Annotated in this window: 14 protein-coding genes; 8 read left to right on the top strand and 6 right to left on the bottom strand. The window is 59.2% G+C overall.

Annotated elements, in window-relative coordinates:
* The first annotated feature begins 626 nt into the window (after positions 1-626).
* Both ACR3FC_RS14095 and ACR3FC_RS14100 read left to right on the top strand, forming a co-directional pair.
* The gene (locus tag ACR3FC_RS14095) at positions 627-830 is read left to right on the top strand and encodes a hypothetical protein (RefSeq protein ID WP_480475837.1); all 204 of its coding nucleotides are present in this window, start codon (positions 627-629) and stop codon (positions 828-830) included.
* A 116-nt stretch (positions 831-946) separates the two neighbouring features.
* Positions 947-2,992, top strand: a complete 2,046-nt coding sequence (locus ACR3FC_RS14100; protein ID WP_480475839.1) for an ATP-binding protein — start codon at positions 947-949, stop codon at positions 2,990-2,992.
* A gap of 76 nt (positions 2,993-3,068) precedes the next feature.
* On the opposite strand, the gene ACR3FC_RS14105 is transcribed toward ACR3FC_RS14100, so the two are convergent.
* Positions 3,069-3,515 (bottom strand): DUF4174 domain-containing protein, encoded by a 447-nt coding sequence (locus ACR3FC_RS14105; protein ID WP_480475841.1) that lies wholly within the window; start codon positions 3,513-3,515, stop codon positions 3,069-3,071.
* A 168-nt stretch (positions 3,516-3,683) separates the two neighbouring features.
* Here ACR3FC_RS14105 and scpA point away from each other — a divergent pair, with 168 nt between their 5' ends.
* The 6 genes from scpA (at position 3,684) to ACR3FC_RS14135 (ending at position 9,145) form a co-directional block, all read left to right on the top strand.
* The gene (gene scpA, locus ACR3FC_RS14110; RefSeq protein WP_480475843.1) at positions 3,684-5,810 is read left to right on the top strand and encodes a methylmalonyl-CoA mutase; all 2,127 of its coding nucleotides are present in this window, start codon (positions 3,684-3,686) and stop codon (positions 5,808-5,810) included.
* A 103-nt stretch (positions 5,811-5,913) separates the two neighbouring features.
* Positions 5,914-6,516 carry a VOC family protein gene (locus ACR3FC_RS14115; protein WP_480475845.1) on the top strand — a complete coding sequence of 201 codons (603 nt, stop codon included), beginning with the start codon at positions 5,914-5,916 and terminating at the stop codon, positions 6,514-6,516.
* On the top strand, positions 6,513-7,001 hold the full coding sequence (locus ACR3FC_RS14120) for an N-acetyltransferase family protein (protein ID WP_480475847.1): 489 nt from the start codon (positions 6,513-6,515) through the stop codon (positions 6,999-7,001). Before ACR3FC_RS14115 ends, ACR3FC_RS14120 begins: the two co-directional genes overlap by 4 nt.
* A 45-nt stretch (positions 7,002-7,046) precedes the next feature.
* Complete coding sequence (locus tag ACR3FC_RS14125; protein WP_209597848.1) at positions 7,047-7,727, top strand: molecular chaperone DjiA; 681 nt, start codon at positions 7,047-7,049, stop codon at positions 7,725-7,727.
* 4 nt (positions 7,728-7,731) lie between these two features.
* The gene (locus ACR3FC_RS14130) at positions 7,732-8,733 is read left to right on the top strand and encodes an endonuclease/exonuclease/phosphatase family protein (protein ID WP_480476920.1); all 1,002 of its coding nucleotides are present in this window, start codon (positions 7,732-7,734) and stop codon (positions 8,731-8,733) included.
* A 37-nt stretch (positions 8,734-8,770) separates the two neighbouring features.
* Complete coding sequence (locus tag ACR3FC_RS14135) at positions 8,771-9,145, top strand: hypothetical protein (RefSeq protein ID WP_480475849.1); 375 nt, start codon at positions 8,771-8,773, stop codon at positions 9,143-9,145.
* A 12-nt stretch (positions 9,146-9,157) separates the two neighbouring features.
* On the opposite strand, the gene ACR3FC_RS14140 is transcribed toward ACR3FC_RS14135, so the two are convergent.
* The 5 genes from ACR3FC_RS14140 to ACR3FC_RS14160 form a co-directional block, all read right to left on the bottom strand.
* Entirely contained in the window at positions 9,158-10,702 is a 1,545-nt protein-coding gene (locus ACR3FC_RS14140; protein ID WP_480475851.1) for a Ppx/GppA family phosphatase, read from the bottom strand.
* Between the two features lie 49 nt (positions 10,703-10,751).
* Complete coding sequence (locus ACR3FC_RS14145) at positions 10,752-11,441, bottom strand: HdaA/DnaA family protein (protein ID WP_480475853.1); 690 nt, start codon at positions 11,439-11,441, stop codon at positions 10,752-10,754.
* The gene (locus ACR3FC_RS14150; RefSeq protein WP_480475855.1) at positions 11,442-12,515 is read right to left on the bottom strand and encodes an AI-2E family transporter; all 1,074 of its coding nucleotides are present in this window, start codon (positions 12,513-12,515) and stop codon (positions 11,442-11,444) included.
* Positions 12,516-12,604: 89 nt separating this feature from the next.
* The gene (locus ACR3FC_RS14155; RefSeq protein ID WP_480475857.1) at positions 12,605-13,579 is read right to left on the bottom strand and encodes an isopenicillin N synthase family dioxygenase; all 975 of its coding nucleotides are present in this window, start codon (positions 13,577-13,579) and stop codon (positions 12,605-12,607) included.
* Positions 13,579-14,943: an FAD-dependent oxidoreductase gene (locus ACR3FC_RS14160; RefSeq protein ID WP_480475859.1), complete on the bottom strand. Its 1,365-nt coding sequence runs from the start codon at positions 14,941-14,943 to the stop codon at positions 13,579-13,581. The genes ACR3FC_RS14155 and ACR3FC_RS14160 overlap by 1 nt, the downstream gene beginning before the upstream one ends.
* Positions 14,944-15,019: the final 76 nt, after the last annotated feature.

A 15,019-nucleotide genomic window follows, 5' to 3' on the forward strand; every position in this document is an offset into this window, starting at 1 on the left:
GTGCCCAAGGACCGTTTCACGCAGCAGAAATCTTTGGAAATCACGAGAAAGAGAATAGAACCGTCTGATTTCTCAAGAAAATGTGCCTTTTTCGGCTTCTTGAATCACGGCGTCTTGAACCTGTCATCTAACGCACTGCTGCGAGGGAATTCCTTCGCCTGTGCAGTAGCGGCGATTCGTGATGTTGCAGTCGCAGAAAACATCGGAAGCGGCCCCTTTCGTCACGAAACTGTGACGGTGAACGGGTCTATCGCGCTGGTAATTCCCATGAATGCTGTCGGCACGAAGTTGCGCGCCATGTTGCGGCTTGGGCAGAAACCAGCCGAGTTGCCCTTGGGAAACAATACTGTGTTTGCCCAACGGATTGTGCCGTGCAATCTGAATGGGCCGTGCGGCTCTACTTTGCCTGCGCCGCACATGCACCTACTATTCCGTACCCCTTCCTTGCGCGGGCAGGCTTGTGTTCCCCACATAGACCTGTCCGCGTTTTTCTTTGTGGGCCGCGGAGCCAAAAAGTGGCGAAATCCCGCACAAAACCTGCCTGCAACCCCATTGATATTGAATAACAAGCCGCATTTCGCGCATCTGGCCCTAAACGAACCAAGAAACCTAAAAGGGCAGACACAATGCGATTCTCGAAACTCATCCTTGTTGCGGCGACCTGTGCTGGTCTGGCCGCGTGCGGTGACACCACGGGCGAACAGGCAATCCTCGGCGGCGGTGCCGGGGCTGTGGGGGCCGCGGTCCTCAATGCCGACCCGCTGTTTGGCGCGGCTGTCGGCGCAGCGGGCAACGTGCTGTACTGCAAGACGCAGAACACCTGTAACTAACGCAAATCTTTCGGGGCGCCTGGCGCCTCAGCCATCATCGCGCATCACGCCGTCGTGGGGATCGTTCCCTGCGGCGGCGTTTTGCGTTTCCGGAACACCAAGCCAAAGGACGTTTCATGTTCAATAAGATCCTGATCGCCAATCGGGGCGAGATCGCCTGCCGGGTCATCAAGACCGCCCGCAAGATGGGTATCGGCACCGTTGCCATTTATTCGGACGCGGACAAGAACGCGTTGCATGTGTCGATGGCCGACGAAGCCGTGCATATCGGTCCGCCCCCGGCGAACCAGTCCTACATTGTGATCGACAAGGTCATGGATGCCATCCGCAAAAGCGGCGCGCAGGCGGTTCATCCCGGCTATGGCTTCCTGTCGGAAAATTCGAAGTTCGCCGAGGCGCTCGAGGCCGAAGGTGTCGCCTTTGTCGGTCCCCCTGTTGGTGCAATCGAAAGCATGGGCGACAAGATCACTTCGAAGAAGATCGCACAGGAGGCCGGAGTTTCGACGGTTCCGGGTTACATGGGGCTAATCGAGGACGCGGACGAGGCGGTCAAGATCTCGAACGAAATCGGTTATCCGGTCATGATCAAGGCCAGCGCCGGTGGCGGTGGTAAGGGCATGCGCATCGCGTGGAGCGATGAAGAGGCGCGCGAAGGCTTTCAGTCGTCCAAGAACGAAGCCGCAAACTCGTTCGGAGATGACCGGATCTTCATCGAAAAATTCGTAACCCAGCCGCGCCACATCGAAATTCAGGTTCTGTGCGACAGTCACGGAAATGGCATTTACCTGGGCGAGCGTGAATGCTCAATCCAGCGCCGGAATCAGAAAGTGGTGGAAGAGGCGCCGTCACCCTTCCTTGATCCCGAAACCCGCAAGGCGATGGGTGAACAGGCTGTCGCTCTGGCCAAGGCCGTGAACTACGCAAGTGCAGGTACGGTCGAGTTCATCGTGGACGGAGACAAGAACTTCTACTTCCTCGAAATGAACACGCGCCTGCAGGTGGAACACCCTGTTACGGAACTGATCACCGGCGTCGATCTGGTCGAGCAGATGATCCGTGTCGCAGCGGGTGAAAAGCTTTCGATAACGCAGGATGACGTGACCCTGACCGGCTGGGCGATTGAAAACCGTCTGTATGCGGAAGACCCGTATCGCAACTTCCTGCCGTCGATCGGTCGTCTGACCCGGTATCGCCCGCCGCAGGAAACCGCGGCTGGTCCGTTGCTGGTCAACGGCAAATGGCAGGGTGAAGCACCAGAAGGCGAAACCGCCGTGCGCAATGATACCGGCGTCTACGAAGGCGGCGAGATCAGCATGTATTACGACCCGATGATCGCCAAACTCTGCACCTGGGCGCCGTCCCGCGAAAAAGCTATCGAGGCGATGCGCGTGGCGCTGGACAGTTTCGAAGTGGAAGGCATCGGTCACAACCTGCCGTTCCTGTCGGCAGTTATGGATCACCCAAAGTTTGTCAGCGGTGACATGACAACGGCCTTCATTGCTGAAGAATACCCAGACGGGTTCGAGGGCGTCACGCTGCCCGAAGCTGATCTGCGCCGGATTGCTGCTTCCTGCGCGGCCATGCACCGCGTCGCCGAAATCCGGCGCACTCGCGTGTCGGGGCGGATGGACAATCACGAACGCAAAGTAGGCAAGCGCTGGGTTGTGACATTGCAGGGGCAGGAGTTCGCCGTGCAGGTCAATGCCGACAAAGAGGGGTCAACGGTCAAGTTTGAGGACGGACCGTCCTTGCGTGTCGCCTCGGACTGGACGCCGGGCGATCAGCTGGCGGTTCTGGACGTGGATGGCAGCCCGCTGGTTCTGAAAATCGGCAAGGTCTCGGGCGGGTTCCGTGTTCGCAACCGGGGCGCTGACATGAAAGTGCATGTGCGCCGCCCACGGCAGGCGGAACTGGCCAAACTGATGCCGGAAAAACTGCCGCCTGATACCTCGAAGTTGCTGCTCTGCCCAATGCCGGGCCTAGTCGTGAAGGTCGATGTCGAAGTGGGGCAGGAAGTGCAGGAAGGTCAGGCGCTTTGCACGATTGAGGCGATGAAGATGGAAAACATCCTGCGTGCAGAAAAGAGGGGCGTGGTGGCCAAAGTCAATGCAGGCCCCGGTGACAGCCTTGCTGTGGACGACGTAATCATCGAGTTCGAGTGACCATGTTGGCGCTTTCGATATACATTCCAACGTTCTCGGCGCATCGCGCCGGGGCCATTGGGTGTGGCGAAAGCGTTCAGCCCCCTTCGCGCCGGTCGCGGATCTCGCGTTCGCGCAGGGGGGTCTTGTCGATAGATCTGCCAATCTCACGCACGCTCCACGGGCTGGGTTTGCGCAATTTGACCACACCGTCTTTGTCGACGAACACCATCTGGAAACCACGCGGTCGCAGCTTGGTCCGGATCGGGGACCGGGCAGACGGGTCCGTGTCTGTTAGCACGATGACATCGCGGTCGCGCATGGCTGCTTCTTCTGCGACAAGCATATCGATCTGCTGCTGGAACCTCGGATCGGCAGGCGTGTCAGCAAAAACCACGATGGGGCGTTTGACCCACAAGAACTCGCTGAGTTCACTTTCACCCACCGGGCGGACAAAACTGTCATCAGACGGCGCGGTTCCGTCTGCCGCTAGGGCAGCCAGAGGGATTAGTGCCGAGAAAACAAAGGCAAGCGTGCGTGTCATGTGGCCTCCTGTTCTTTCAAATATAGCCCCTGTGCCCGCGATTGCGACCGGCGATTTGCGCCGGGTGACCACATTTTCGCGCTTGCACCTGAATGAACAGGCCAAGTGCAGGACTTTGGCGCGGACGCTTTCAGCGACCGCCATCCGTATTGACGAGAGGAAATCGAAATGACCGACACGAAGGACTGGAAAGCGCTTGCCGAGAAAGAGCTGCGCGGACGTCCGTTGGACGACCTGACCAAGGAAACGCTGGAAGGTATCGCGGTCAAACCGCTTTACACCCAGGAAGACACCGCCGATCTGCCTCATATGGGGTCTTTGCCGGGATTTGGACCGTTTACCCGTGGTGTCAAGGCCACGATGTATGCCGGGCGTCCGTGGACGATCCGCCAATATGCGGGTTTCTCAACCGCCGAGGAGTCGAACGCGTTTTACCGACGCAACTTGGCAGCAGGCCAGCAAGGCGTTTCGGTTGCCTTCGATCTGGCGACACATCGCGGCTATGACAGTGATCACCCGCGCGTTGTTGGCGATGTCGGTAAGGCAGGCGTTGCGATCGACAGTGTCGAGGATATGAAGATCCTGTTTGACGGCATCCCGCTGGACAAGGTCTCGGTCTCGATGACCATGAATGGCGCGGTTGTTCCGATCCTGGCAAGTTTCATCGTTGCGGGTGAAGAACAGGGTCACGACAAGTCTGTCCTTTCCGGCACCATTCAGAACGACATTCTGAAAGAATTCATGGTGCGCAACACCTATATCTACCCGCCTGAACCGTCGATGAAGATCATCTCGGACATCATCGAATACACGTCGAATGAGATGCCCAAGTTCAACTCGATCTCGATCTCGGGCTATCACATGCAAGAGGCCGGGGCGAACCTTGTTCAGGAACTGGCCTATACGCTGGCCGATGGGCGCGAATACGTCCGTGCCGCGACTGAGGCCGGGATGGACGTGGACAAGTTCGCGGGCCGTTTGTCGTTCTTCTTTGCCATCGGCATGAATTTCTTCATGGAGATCGCCAAACTGCGCGCCGCTCGCACGCTATGGCACCGGGTAATGACCGAGTTCGGGGCAAAGTCCGAACGGTCGAAAATGCTGCGCACCCATTGCCAGACTTCCGGCGTTTCGCTTCAGGAACAGGACCCTTACAACAATGTTATCCGCACCGCCTATGAAGCGATGAGCGCAGTTCTGGGTGGCACCCAATCGTTGCATACAAATGCTCTGGACGAGGCAATTGCGCTGCCCACCGATTTCTCGGCCCGCATTGCGCGGAACACGCAGCTCGTGCTTCAGGAAGAAACCGGTGTAACTGATGTGGTCGATCCTCTGGCCGGTTCTTACTATGTTGAAAGCCTGACCAATGAACTGGTCGAAAAAGCCTGGGCCCTGATGCAAGAGGTCGAAGAGATGGGTGGCATGACCAAGGCGGTTGCCTCGGGTATGCCCAAGCTGCGGATCGAGGAAAGCGCAGCCCGCCGTCAGGCCATGATCGACCGGGGCGACGAAGTGATCGTCGGCGTCAACAAGTACCGCAAGGAACAGGAAGACCCGATCGACATTCTGGATGTCGACAACGTCGCCGTGCGCGAGGCGCAAGTGGCGCGGCTGGAACGCATTCGCGCAACCCGTGATGAAGCCGCGTGCCAAGCCGCGCTGGACGCCCTGACCAAGACCGCCCAGGAGGGCGGAAACCTGCTGGCCGCTGCGGTCGAAGCCGCCCGCGCCCGTGCATCCGTAGGAGAGATCAGCATGGCAATGGAGAAAGAATTCGGCCGCCATCGCGCCGAGGTGAAAACCCTGGCCGGTGTCTATGGCGCTGCTTATGAAGGCGACGAAGGCTTTGCCGCGATCCAGAAATCCATCGAGGACTTTGCCGAGGCCGAGGGCCGCCGCCCCCGTCTGCTGGTGGTCAAGATGGGGCAGGACGGGCATGATCGCGGTGCCAAGGTTATCGCCACGGCCTTTGCCGATATCGGGTTCGACGTGGACGTTGGCCCGCTGTTCCAGACACCTGCCGAGGCCGCGCAGGACGCGGTGGACAATGACGTACATGTGGTCGGCATTTCCTCACAGGCGGCGGGGCATAAAACACTGGCACCGCAGCTGGTGGAAGAGCTGAAGAAAGCAGGGGCCGACGATATCATCGTGATCTGTGGTGGGGTGATCCCGCAACAGGATTACCAGTTCCTGTATGACCATGGGGTCAAGGCTATCTTTGGTCCGGGCACCAACATTCCCGAGGCCGCTCAGGACATTCTGCGCCTGATCCGCGAAGCGCGGCCCTGACACAAGGCAAGTCTTTCAACGAAAGCTCTTGTGATCCTGCGCCAATGGCGAAAACATGCGGCCGGATCCCTTTGGGTCCGGTCGTTTTCGCAGGAGGGTGCACATGTTACTCGATCATCTGGCCGTCGCGGGCGAAACGCTTGAAGAAGCGTCTGCGCATATCGAACAGGCGCTTGGTGTTGCACTGCAACCCGGTGGGAAACACGAAAAATTCGGGACACATAACAGGCTGCTGGGGCTCAGAGACGGGCTCTATCTGGAAGCGATTGCCATCGATCCGCAGGCGCAGCCTCCGGGCAGGCCGCGATGGTTCGATCTGGACAATTTTCAGGGCGGCCCGCGTTTGACGAACTGGATATGCCGGGTCGAGGATATCGAGGCCACACTGTCGATCTTTCCCGATGGCACCGGAGAGCCCATCGACCTGACCCGCGGCGCGTTGCAATGGCGCATGGCGGTTCCGCCAACGGGGCGTTTGCCGTTCGACAATCTGTTTCCCGCCCTTATCGAATGGCAGGGCGACCTGCACCCGGCAAACATGTTGCAGGACAGCGCGTGCCGGTTGCGGCGTCTGGTTGTCTATCACCCCGATGCCCTGACACTGGCCCGTCGACTGGGTGAGCTGGATCTTGTTGTGTTCGATACCGGCCCCGCGGCTTTGCAGGCAGAGATCGAGACAGCTCATGGGCTTCGGGTGCTGGAATGAACATTCGCCCGGCCACAGCGTCAGATGCACCAGCCATTGCCCGGATCACCAATGCGATCATCCGGGACACTTTGGTCACTTTCACGCCGGACGAGCGCAGCGCCGCCCAGATTGCCGAAGATATCAAGGCACGCGTGCCTGGTTATCTGGTTGCCGAGCACGACAGCCACGTTATCGGCTTTGCCACATATGGCCCTTTCCGAACCGGGCCCGGTTATGCGCAAACATGCGAACATACGATCCAGCTGTCACCGGATGCGTGGGGCAAAGGGGTGGGACGTGCGTTGATGTCAGAGCTGGAGGAAATCGCGCAATCCCAAGGCGTTCATGTTCTGGTCGCGGGCATATCCTCGGCCAATCCGGGGGCTGAGGCGTTTCATGCCGCACTTGGCTATTCGAAAGTCGGGGTGATGCCCGAAGTCGGCTTTAAGTTCGGCCAGCGGCTGGACCTTGTGCTGATGCAGAAAATTCTTGGTGCTGAATGACCTGTTGCACCTGACAGTCCCGAATTGTGACGCTAGGGTGCGGTCATGTCGATCTGGACCCGCATATCCGATGCGCTGAGCGCGCTTGCCCAAGGCGAAAGCCTGACCGCAGTTTTTGAAAAACTACGCTCGCCACCGGAGCGGTCCGTGGCCTTTACGATTGCGGTCATCGCACTGGGTGCCAAAATGGCCAAGGCAGACGGTCAGGTGACCCGTGATGAGGTCACCGCCTTTCGCGACGTGTTTCAGATTGCGCGCGAAGATGAGGAAGGTGCAGCCCGAGTCTTCAACATGGCCCGTACGGACGTGGCGGGATATCAGGACTACGCGCGCAAGATCGCACGCATGTTCTCGGAAGACAGCACAACCCTGTGTGACTTGATGGAGGGGCTTTTTCACATTGCGATGGCGGACGGTTTCTATCATCCGAACGAAAACGCATTTCTCGAAGATGTCAGCCAGATCTTCGGACAAACCGACGCGCAGTTCAAAGCACTGCGGGCGCGTTTTGTCCCCGATGCGCCAAACGATCCTTATACGGTACTGGGCGTTCCGCATGACATGCCGCTGCCCGATATTCGCAAGGTCTGGCGGCAGCTGGTTCGGGAAACGCACCCCGACGCCATGATGGCCCGGGGTGTCCCCGAAGAGGCGATCCGGCTGGCCGAAAAAAAGATGATCGACATCAATCGTGCCTGGGATGAAATCAACGGCGCGCGGGCCTGATCAGATGCGGCTGGCGACTTATAATATCGAATGGTTCGCCAATCTGTTTGACCAGAAAGACAGGCTGATCGTCGATGACAGCTGGTCTGGCAGGCACGACGTCACCAAAGCGCAGCAGGTCGAAGCGATTGCCAAGGTGCTGACCGCAATTGACGCTGATGCGATTGTAATCGTCGAGGCGCCCAACACCGGCAGACGCCAGAACACGGTTCGGGCCCTGCAAACCTTTGCCGAAGCGTTCGACTTGCGCACGTCTGATGCGGTGATGGGCTATGCAAACGACACACATCAGGAACTGGCATTGCTCTATGACAGAACGGTGCTGAGTGTTCGCCATGACCCCAAGGGAGATATTGCAGATACGGCAGCCCCCCGGTTCGATGGCGTGTTCAAAATCGACCTCGATATTGATGCGACCGAGGACGTCGTGCGGTTCTCCAAACCGCCGATGGAACTGGCGGTGACGACGCAAGCCGGGCACAACATCCGCCTGATCGGGGCACATCTGAAATCCAAGGCACCGCACGGTGCCGAATCGCGGGACGAGGCGATCCGGATCTCGATTGCCAATCGCCGCAAGCAGCTGGCGCAAGCGATCTGGCTTGCACGGCGCGTCGAATGGCATGTTGCGCAAAAACAGCCTGTCATTTTGCTGGGCGATCTGAACGATGGCCCCGGGCTGGATGAGTTTGAACACCTCTTTGGCCGCTCGTCGGTCGAGGTGTTGCTGCAAGCCGGATTGTTCGATCCGAACGCCGTCACAGCCTACAGGTTTCGGCCCGGCCCGGTGCCTGCCACTGCGCGCTTTGCCCGTCCTGAGGAAGGCAAATTTCTGGACGCTTTGCTGGATTACATAATGATTACCGCGGACCTGCAAGCATATCGCCCGTCCTGGCGTATCTGGCACCCGTTTCAGGATGCCACCTGTTGGACTGAACAGGAATTGCGGCAGGCGCTTTTGACGGCCTCCGATCATTTTCCGGTCACGCTGGATATTGATCTGTGACCTTTCCAGCCTGCCACACGGGCCTTATATGTCAGGTATGAAACGCATTTTGCTGATCGGTACGATCTCAATGTTCCTTGCCGCGCCTGCGATGGCGCAGGAAGACAATGAAAAATCCCTGATGGAGCAGGGGGCCGAACTGTTTTTCGAAGGTCTGCGCAAGGAAATGGAACCGGCATTGGAAAACTTGCTGGGTCTGGCGGAAGAGCTTGGCCCGGCAATGCAGTCATTCTTGCAGCAGATGGGCCCGGCACTTGCTGAACTGGCGGCTGAGGTCAAGGACTGGAGTGTTTATGAACCACCCGAGATCCTGCCCAATGGCGATATCATTATCCGCAGAAAACCGCCCCAAGAGCCTTCTCAGCCCGAAAAGCAAGATATCGAGGTGCCCGAAGGACCCACAGATATCTGACCCGCTCAAGAGTCAGCCTTTGACAATCACGCGAGTCTGAGATTTCAGCGCCGCTGCCAAAGCGTTCAGCCGGGCTTCAGCCACTTCGCTGAACAGGGGGGCAGCGGTTTCGGGCAGATACAGTTCCAGCTCTCGCTTCTTGGGGAAAAACTTGAGCTGCCCCATATTGGCATCGTTGTGCATCCACAGCATCGCGCCAAAGCGCATGGCCTTGCCCAGAATCTCGGCCTGTTTCTGGCTATTTTCGTCCAGCAACTCGTAAAGCCGAGAGAACCGGTTGCCTTCCCGCTTGTTGCGATAGCGGTGTTGCAGTGCCAATCCGATGAAGACACGCTCGGAGTGCTTCAAGCCACCAAGATTGGCGCGCGTGACGTTGTCGAAACACACCTCGGCCCGATAATCGGGATGCGCGCGCCAGCTTACATCATGCAGCAGGCAGGCCGCCTTGATCAGGCGCACCCTGCTGGGCGGTGCGGATCTGAACAGCGGGATGACAAAATCATAGAGATTGCTGCCAAATCCGGGCAGGCGGGCGTCCTTTGCTTCCGAGAACCGGCTGGCTTCGATCAGCGGGTCGCGGTCGCGCACTTCCTGCGGCATCTGCTCATACAACAAGCCCTCGCGGATACCATAGCTTGAGATGGCGATATCTTTGGGTTTGAACGTGCGGATCAGCCGCGCCAGAACATCCATCGCATATGGGATAAGCGCCATGCGCGAACTGGACACGCCCGCCTGAGCACGCAGCTTTTCGCTATCGTGTTTTTCGATGTATTTGATCGTCTCGCGCACCTGTTTGGTGGTCATGCGGTATTCATGCAGCACGTTCAGCGGATAGCCCCGCCGCAGCATGTCCAGCCGCGCAAAGGCCCGCCAGCTGCCGCCGACCAGAAATAAACGGTCCCGCTGCTGGCCCATCTGATTGCGCAGATCCTCCATCGTTTCCTTGATATGCGCTTTTCGCGCACGTCGCCCGCCTTTGATGTCACGCAGTTTCAACGGCCCAAGCGGCGAGGTCACGCGGCGGCCGACCTGACCACCGCCTATTTCGGCCAATTCCATCGACGACCCGCCGATATCGCAGATCAGTCCATAAGCTCCGGGCCACCCCAACAAGACACCCTGCGCCGACAGGCGGGCTTCTTCGTCACCGTCAATGATGGCAACCTGCAAACCGGTTTCAGCCTGCACCTGATCGCAGAACTCGGGCCCATCCGAGGCTTCGCGCACAGCAGCGGTGGCCACAACATGCAAACCGGGCAAATCCAGATCCATTGCCAGGTGCTGGAACCGTCGTAGGGCCGACAAGGCGCGGTCGCGGCCACGCGGGTTCAGTCGTCCGGTTTCGGACAGGCCTGCCCCCAGTTCGCACATGACCTTTTCATTGTAGAAATAGGCCGGTGATCGCGCCGCCCCGTCGAAAATGACCATCCGGACCGAGTTCGACCCGACATCGACAACCCCGACGCGGGATAGTGCCCGTGCATCCGGTTTGTCAAACAGGGGCTTTCCGATTGTTCCCCAGTCCGGGATATCGGTTTCGACGGTCTGATCCATGTGCCTTCCAGATTGTCCTGTTTGAGGATGCGAAATTGACGTCAGCGGGTCAATCATTGGTCTCGACCTCATCCGGAGCCGTGTTCAGTACGCGAATGGCCAGCGCGCGTGTAATGTCGCGTTTTTCCGCCAGGGCCAGTTGGTCCAGTTGGGATACAACGTCGGCTGCGCTTTCAAACCGCCGGTCCATATGCTTGACAAGATAGGCGATGACATCGGGGCCGGGGTTGAGCTGCCTGTCGACAAACAGCTTGGCAAGAACCGCGCCCAGCAATGCGTCGTCGGGCGGATCCAGTGCGACGTGATGGGCACCTTCGACCCGGCTTTGCAGGTCGGCCAGCGGCAACTCCCAGAATTTTGGTGCAAGACGGCCGGTCATCAGCAAGGGGAGCCCCTCGGCCAGAACAAGGTTATGCAGGTGGAACAGCGTTTTTTGCTGCTCGAGATCACCGGCTATCAAAGGCACGTCTTCGACCGCGATCGGCATACGCGCCAGGTCTGGCACATCGTCATATCGCAGGTCTCTGGCCTGAAGGATACGCCCGCCGGTTTCAGCGGCCCAGACATGGGCCAGATGGGTTTTGCCCGCGCCGGAGGGCCCGCTCAGTACCAGCTTGTTGCCGGGCCATGACGTGGCCGAGATCATTGCCACCGCCAGCGCATTGGCCGGTGACACAAAGAAATCCTCTCGCCCGAGCGCAGTTTTGGCGGGCAGATCAAAGCTGAGTTGTCGCGCCATTTACTCGGTTTCCTGATCCAGACCTTCAAGACCAGTGTACAATCTGCTGTCGAGGTATAGCGATGTGGCAAAGCGGGCCAACACGCCCAATGCCGCGGCGACCGGGACAGCGATCAGCATGCCGACGAAGCCGAACAGCGCGCCAAAGACCGACAGGGCCAGCAGCAACCAGACTGGATGCAGCCCGACAGAGCTGCCGACCAGCTTGGGTGTCAGGAAATTGCCCTCGGTGACCTGCCCAATGGCAAAGATACCCGCGATAAGCCCGATATGAGCCCAGTCGCCCCAGAACTGAAACAGCGCAAGCCCGATGGCCAGCGAGCCTCCGATAAGGGCGCCCAGATAGGGAATGAACGTGACCAAGCCCGCGATAAAGCCCACAATCAGACCGAATTGCAGGCCAGCAAGCATCAGTGCGACCGCGTAATAGCTGCCAAGGATTAGGCAGACCGTTCCCATGCCGCGCACGAACGAGGCCAGAACCGCGTCGATCTCACCCGCCAGCCGCCTGATGATGGGGGCGTGGTCACGTGGCAGCAGCTCTCCGATGCGGGCGGTCATGCGATCCCAGTCCAACAGCAAGTAAACGGCAACGACCGGGACAATGACCAACAGAACAACGATGTTGATCGCGGAGCCCAGCGAGGTCAGCAGCGTCTGCATAACGTCCCCGGTCTTGGATTTCAGCGTTTCGCCAAAGGACACCAGCATCGCGTGCGTGCTCGAGTCCCGGTCAAGCAAGGACGGGAACTGTTTTTCTATGAAACTGCGCAATTGTTTGAACAGATCGGGCAGTACATCGACAAGATCCAGCAACTGGGTGATCAACGCAGGGACCACCATCAGAATTGCCAGTACAAACCCCAGAACACCGACGACCGTGATGACTGCCGTGGCGGCCATACGCGACAGGCCCAACCGCTCCAGCCGGTCAGCGACCGGATCCAGGAAATAGGCAATGGCCCCGCCGATGACAAAAGGCAGCAAGACATCCCCAAGCGCCCACAGGATCAACGCGAAAACCGCAGCGGCGATGCTCCAGTATCTCAGCTGATCCTTAACCGGCAAAGCCATGGCGATCCCCTTGTTCAGGCCCTTGCAGGTGTTCTTGGCGCATCAAAGCCCATGATGCAAGCGGTTCATGGCGCTTGGGTTTGCAGGGGTCAGCCGCGCAAGGTTCCCAATTCAGGTGTGTCTTCGGTGGCGGTCTCATCGGGCCAGTTCGTGCGCCAAATCTCGGCCGACCAGTGACCACAATGAACCGCCGGACGGTCAAAGCCGGGCAGGGGCGGCAGCAAAGGCGCGACGACGATGTCGTGACGGGGCACCGCGAAATAGGGAAAAGAATACCGTTCCCGCCCCGATCGGTTCACAACCCGATGCGGCGTGGATTTCAACCGCCCGCCCGACCACAGCTCCAGCATGTCACCGATATTCACCACGAAACCACCGGGCGGGCAGTCGGGCGTGATCCAGCCGCCGTTGCGGGTCTGCACCTCAAGCCCGCCCACCGGATCGGGGGCAATGATGGTCAAGGCGTCGGTATCCTTGTGCGGATGGATACCATAGCCTGCCTCATCCTCGGCCTGTGGCGGGTAATGCAGCAGGGTCATGTTGGTCATCGGGACCCGGAATGCACTGCGCAGCGCGTCGGCTTTCAGATCCAGTCCCGCCTCTAACGCGCCCAGCAACAGATCGGTGACGCGATCCAGTTGCCGCCAGTAACCCAGAATGACCTCCTTCGCACCGGGTACACCGTCGGGCCAGAGGTTTGGCCCGTATAACGCGCAATCCTCACGCACCGGGTCGTCTGCTGCGACCTCGTGATGCAGTTTGTACCCCTCGTACTTGTCGGCCTTGCCCGAGCCATCATTGGGTGTGAAAAACCCCATGGGTATATAGCCGCGATAGTTGGCGCGGGTGATGGCCTGATCCCATTTTTGCGCGTCATCGACGGCAAAAATCTGTCGGGTGATCTGGCGTACCTGATCCACGGTCTGCCGGGATACGCCTGTCCCGGTGATCGACAAAAAGCCGATCCCCTGACAGGCCGCAAGGATGTCTCGGACCGTCGCGTCATAGGCTGCGGTTCCCGGGGCAGTCAAAGGCGCGATATCAATCGTTGGGATACTGTCCATCAGTGAATCCTCACCCCCTGGCGTTGCAATTCAGCGCGAACCGGTGCCAGATTCAGCTGGTCCAGCTCCTGATTGCTTTTCAGTGAGACCGCAGCGGCGATGCCCGCGCCCTGACCCATGACCGCGCAACAAGACATGTTTCGGGTTGCGGCATGTGCCACCCGGTCCGCGCCATGCGACCGTCCTGCAACCAGCAGGCCTTTGATGCCCTTGGGCAGCATCGACCGATAGGGGATTTGCATGTACCGTCCCGTAGTTGGCAGGATCAGAATACCATAGCCGTCGATGAACTCGGGATAGATGCCGATCGTATCCTCGAACCGGCCCTGATGGCGGGCATCGTTTTCGGTCATGTTGTAGACCGCGTCGATCTTGCGGGTGTCGCGGATGCCGATGGTCATACCGAAATTCCGCAAACGTGCGTTTTCGCAACCGGGCATGAACCGTCGCAGCGCCTCGATGGCCAGCATGGTCTGGCGGCGACCTTCAATCTCGCCGCGCGTCAGGCTGTCGGGATCGGTGCCGTCAACCTCGGCCAGATGGATGAGGTTCATGTATGTCAGCTCGCCCGTGTCATGCATCGCGCCCCAGGTGCCGGCGATGGTGTTCAGATGCGGCGGGATCAGCCCCTGATCGATTGCTTGCTGGAACGGTTTGTGCACGAAGGGTGAGAACATGTCGTCCTCTTTACCCGAGGTCTCAATGTTCCACTCTCCGCCGCCGCCCCAGTCCTTGTAGGTCTGCGGGTCAGCTTTTACACCTTCCATAAAGGCCCGCTTGTCGACGCCCGCCAGATGGAACATGACCGAGGCCGCCATCATGTCCTCGCGCGGAGTTTTGTGGGTCGGCGCACCCGCGCGATGGGCCACATCCGCGTCGCCGGTGGCATCGATGACGACCTTGGCCAAAATCGCTTCGCGCCCGGCCTTGGATTCTGTGATGACACCGGTGATCCGGTCGCCTTCCAGGATCGGGGACACGAATTGCCGATGCAACATCGGATGCACGCCCGCTTCTTCGACCAGCTTGTCGGCCACCAGTTTGAATCCTTCGCTGTCCAGCTCATAGCTCAGGGACTGGCTTTCCGGAACGGCGGCTCCCATCTCCTTGGCGCGGGTTTCAAACTCCATCCCGATGCCGCCTGCCTCGACGGTTTGCTCGTGCCGGTACCAGGCAAATCCTTCGACGCCGACGGCAGTGATATTGCCGCCCATGCAGCCGAAACGATCAACCAAAGATACCTCGGCCCCCGCACGTGCCGCCGCAAGCGCTGCTGCCAACCCGGCAGGGCCGGAACCAACGACCAGAACATCGGTTTGATGAATGACGGGGATTTGGCGTGCGGGTTCCTGAATGGTCTGCATCGGCGCCTCATGGAATTTGCGTTTCCGCTACCATGGCAGTCCCGATTGGCGGGTCAATCAAAAAACCGACTGCCGC

This window comes from Ruegeria sp. AF3 (genome assembly GCF_056536285.1).

Excerpts from the sequence above, each read along its gene's own strand:
- ACR3FC_RS14095 (WP_480475837.1), top strand. The coding sequence starts at position 627 with ATGCGATTCTCGAAACTCATCCTTGTTGCGGCGACCTGTGCTGGTCTG.
- ACR3FC_RS14100 (WP_480475839.1), top strand. The coding sequence starts at position 947 with ATGTTCAATAAGATCCTGATCGCCAATCGGGGCGAGATCGCCTGCCGG.
- ACR3FC_RS14105 (WP_480475841.1), bottom strand. The coding sequence starts at position 3,515 with ATGACACGCACGCTTGCCTTTGTTTTCTCGGCACTAATCCCTCTGGCT.
- scpA (WP_480475843.1), top strand. The coding sequence starts at position 3,684 with ATGACCGACACGAAGGACTGGAAAGCGCTTGCCGAGAAAGAGCTGCGC.
- ACR3FC_RS14115 (WP_480475845.1), top strand. The coding sequence starts at position 5,914 with ATGTTACTCGATCATCTGGCCGTCGCGGGCGAAACGCTTGAAGAAGCG.
- ACR3FC_RS14120 (WP_480475847.1), top strand. The coding sequence starts at position 6,513 with ATGAACATTCGCCCGGCCACAGCGTCAGATGCACCAGCCATTGCCCGG.
- ACR3FC_RS14125 (WP_209597848.1), top strand. The coding sequence starts at position 7,047 with ATGTCGATCTGGACCCGCATATCCGATGCGCTGAGCGCGCTTGCCCAA.
- ACR3FC_RS14130 (WP_480476920.1), top strand. The coding sequence starts at position 7,732 with ATGCGGCTGGCGACTTATAATATCGAATGGTTCGCCAATCTGTTTGAC.
- ACR3FC_RS14135 (WP_480475849.1), top strand. The coding sequence starts at position 8,771 with ATGAAACGCATTTTGCTGATCGGTACGATCTCAATGTTCCTTGCCGCG.
- ACR3FC_RS14140 (WP_480475851.1), bottom strand. The coding sequence starts at position 10,702 with ATGGATCAGACCGTCGAAACCGATATCCCGGACTGGGGAACAATCGGA.
- ACR3FC_RS14145 (WP_480475853.1), bottom strand. The coding sequence starts at position 11,441 with ATGGCGCGACAACTCAGCTTTGATCTGCCCGCCAAAACTGCGCTCGGG.
- ACR3FC_RS14150 (WP_480475855.1), bottom strand. The coding sequence starts at position 12,515 with ATGGCTTTGCCGGTTAAGGATCAGCTGAGATACTGGAGCATCGCCGCT.
- ACR3FC_RS14155 (WP_480475857.1), bottom strand. The coding sequence starts at position 13,579 with ATGGACAGTATCCCAACGATTGATATCGCGCCTTTGACTGCCCCGGGA.
- ACR3FC_RS14160 (WP_480475859.1), bottom strand. The coding sequence starts at position 14,943 with ATGCAGACCATTCAGGAACCCGCACGCCAAATCCCCGTCATTCATCAA.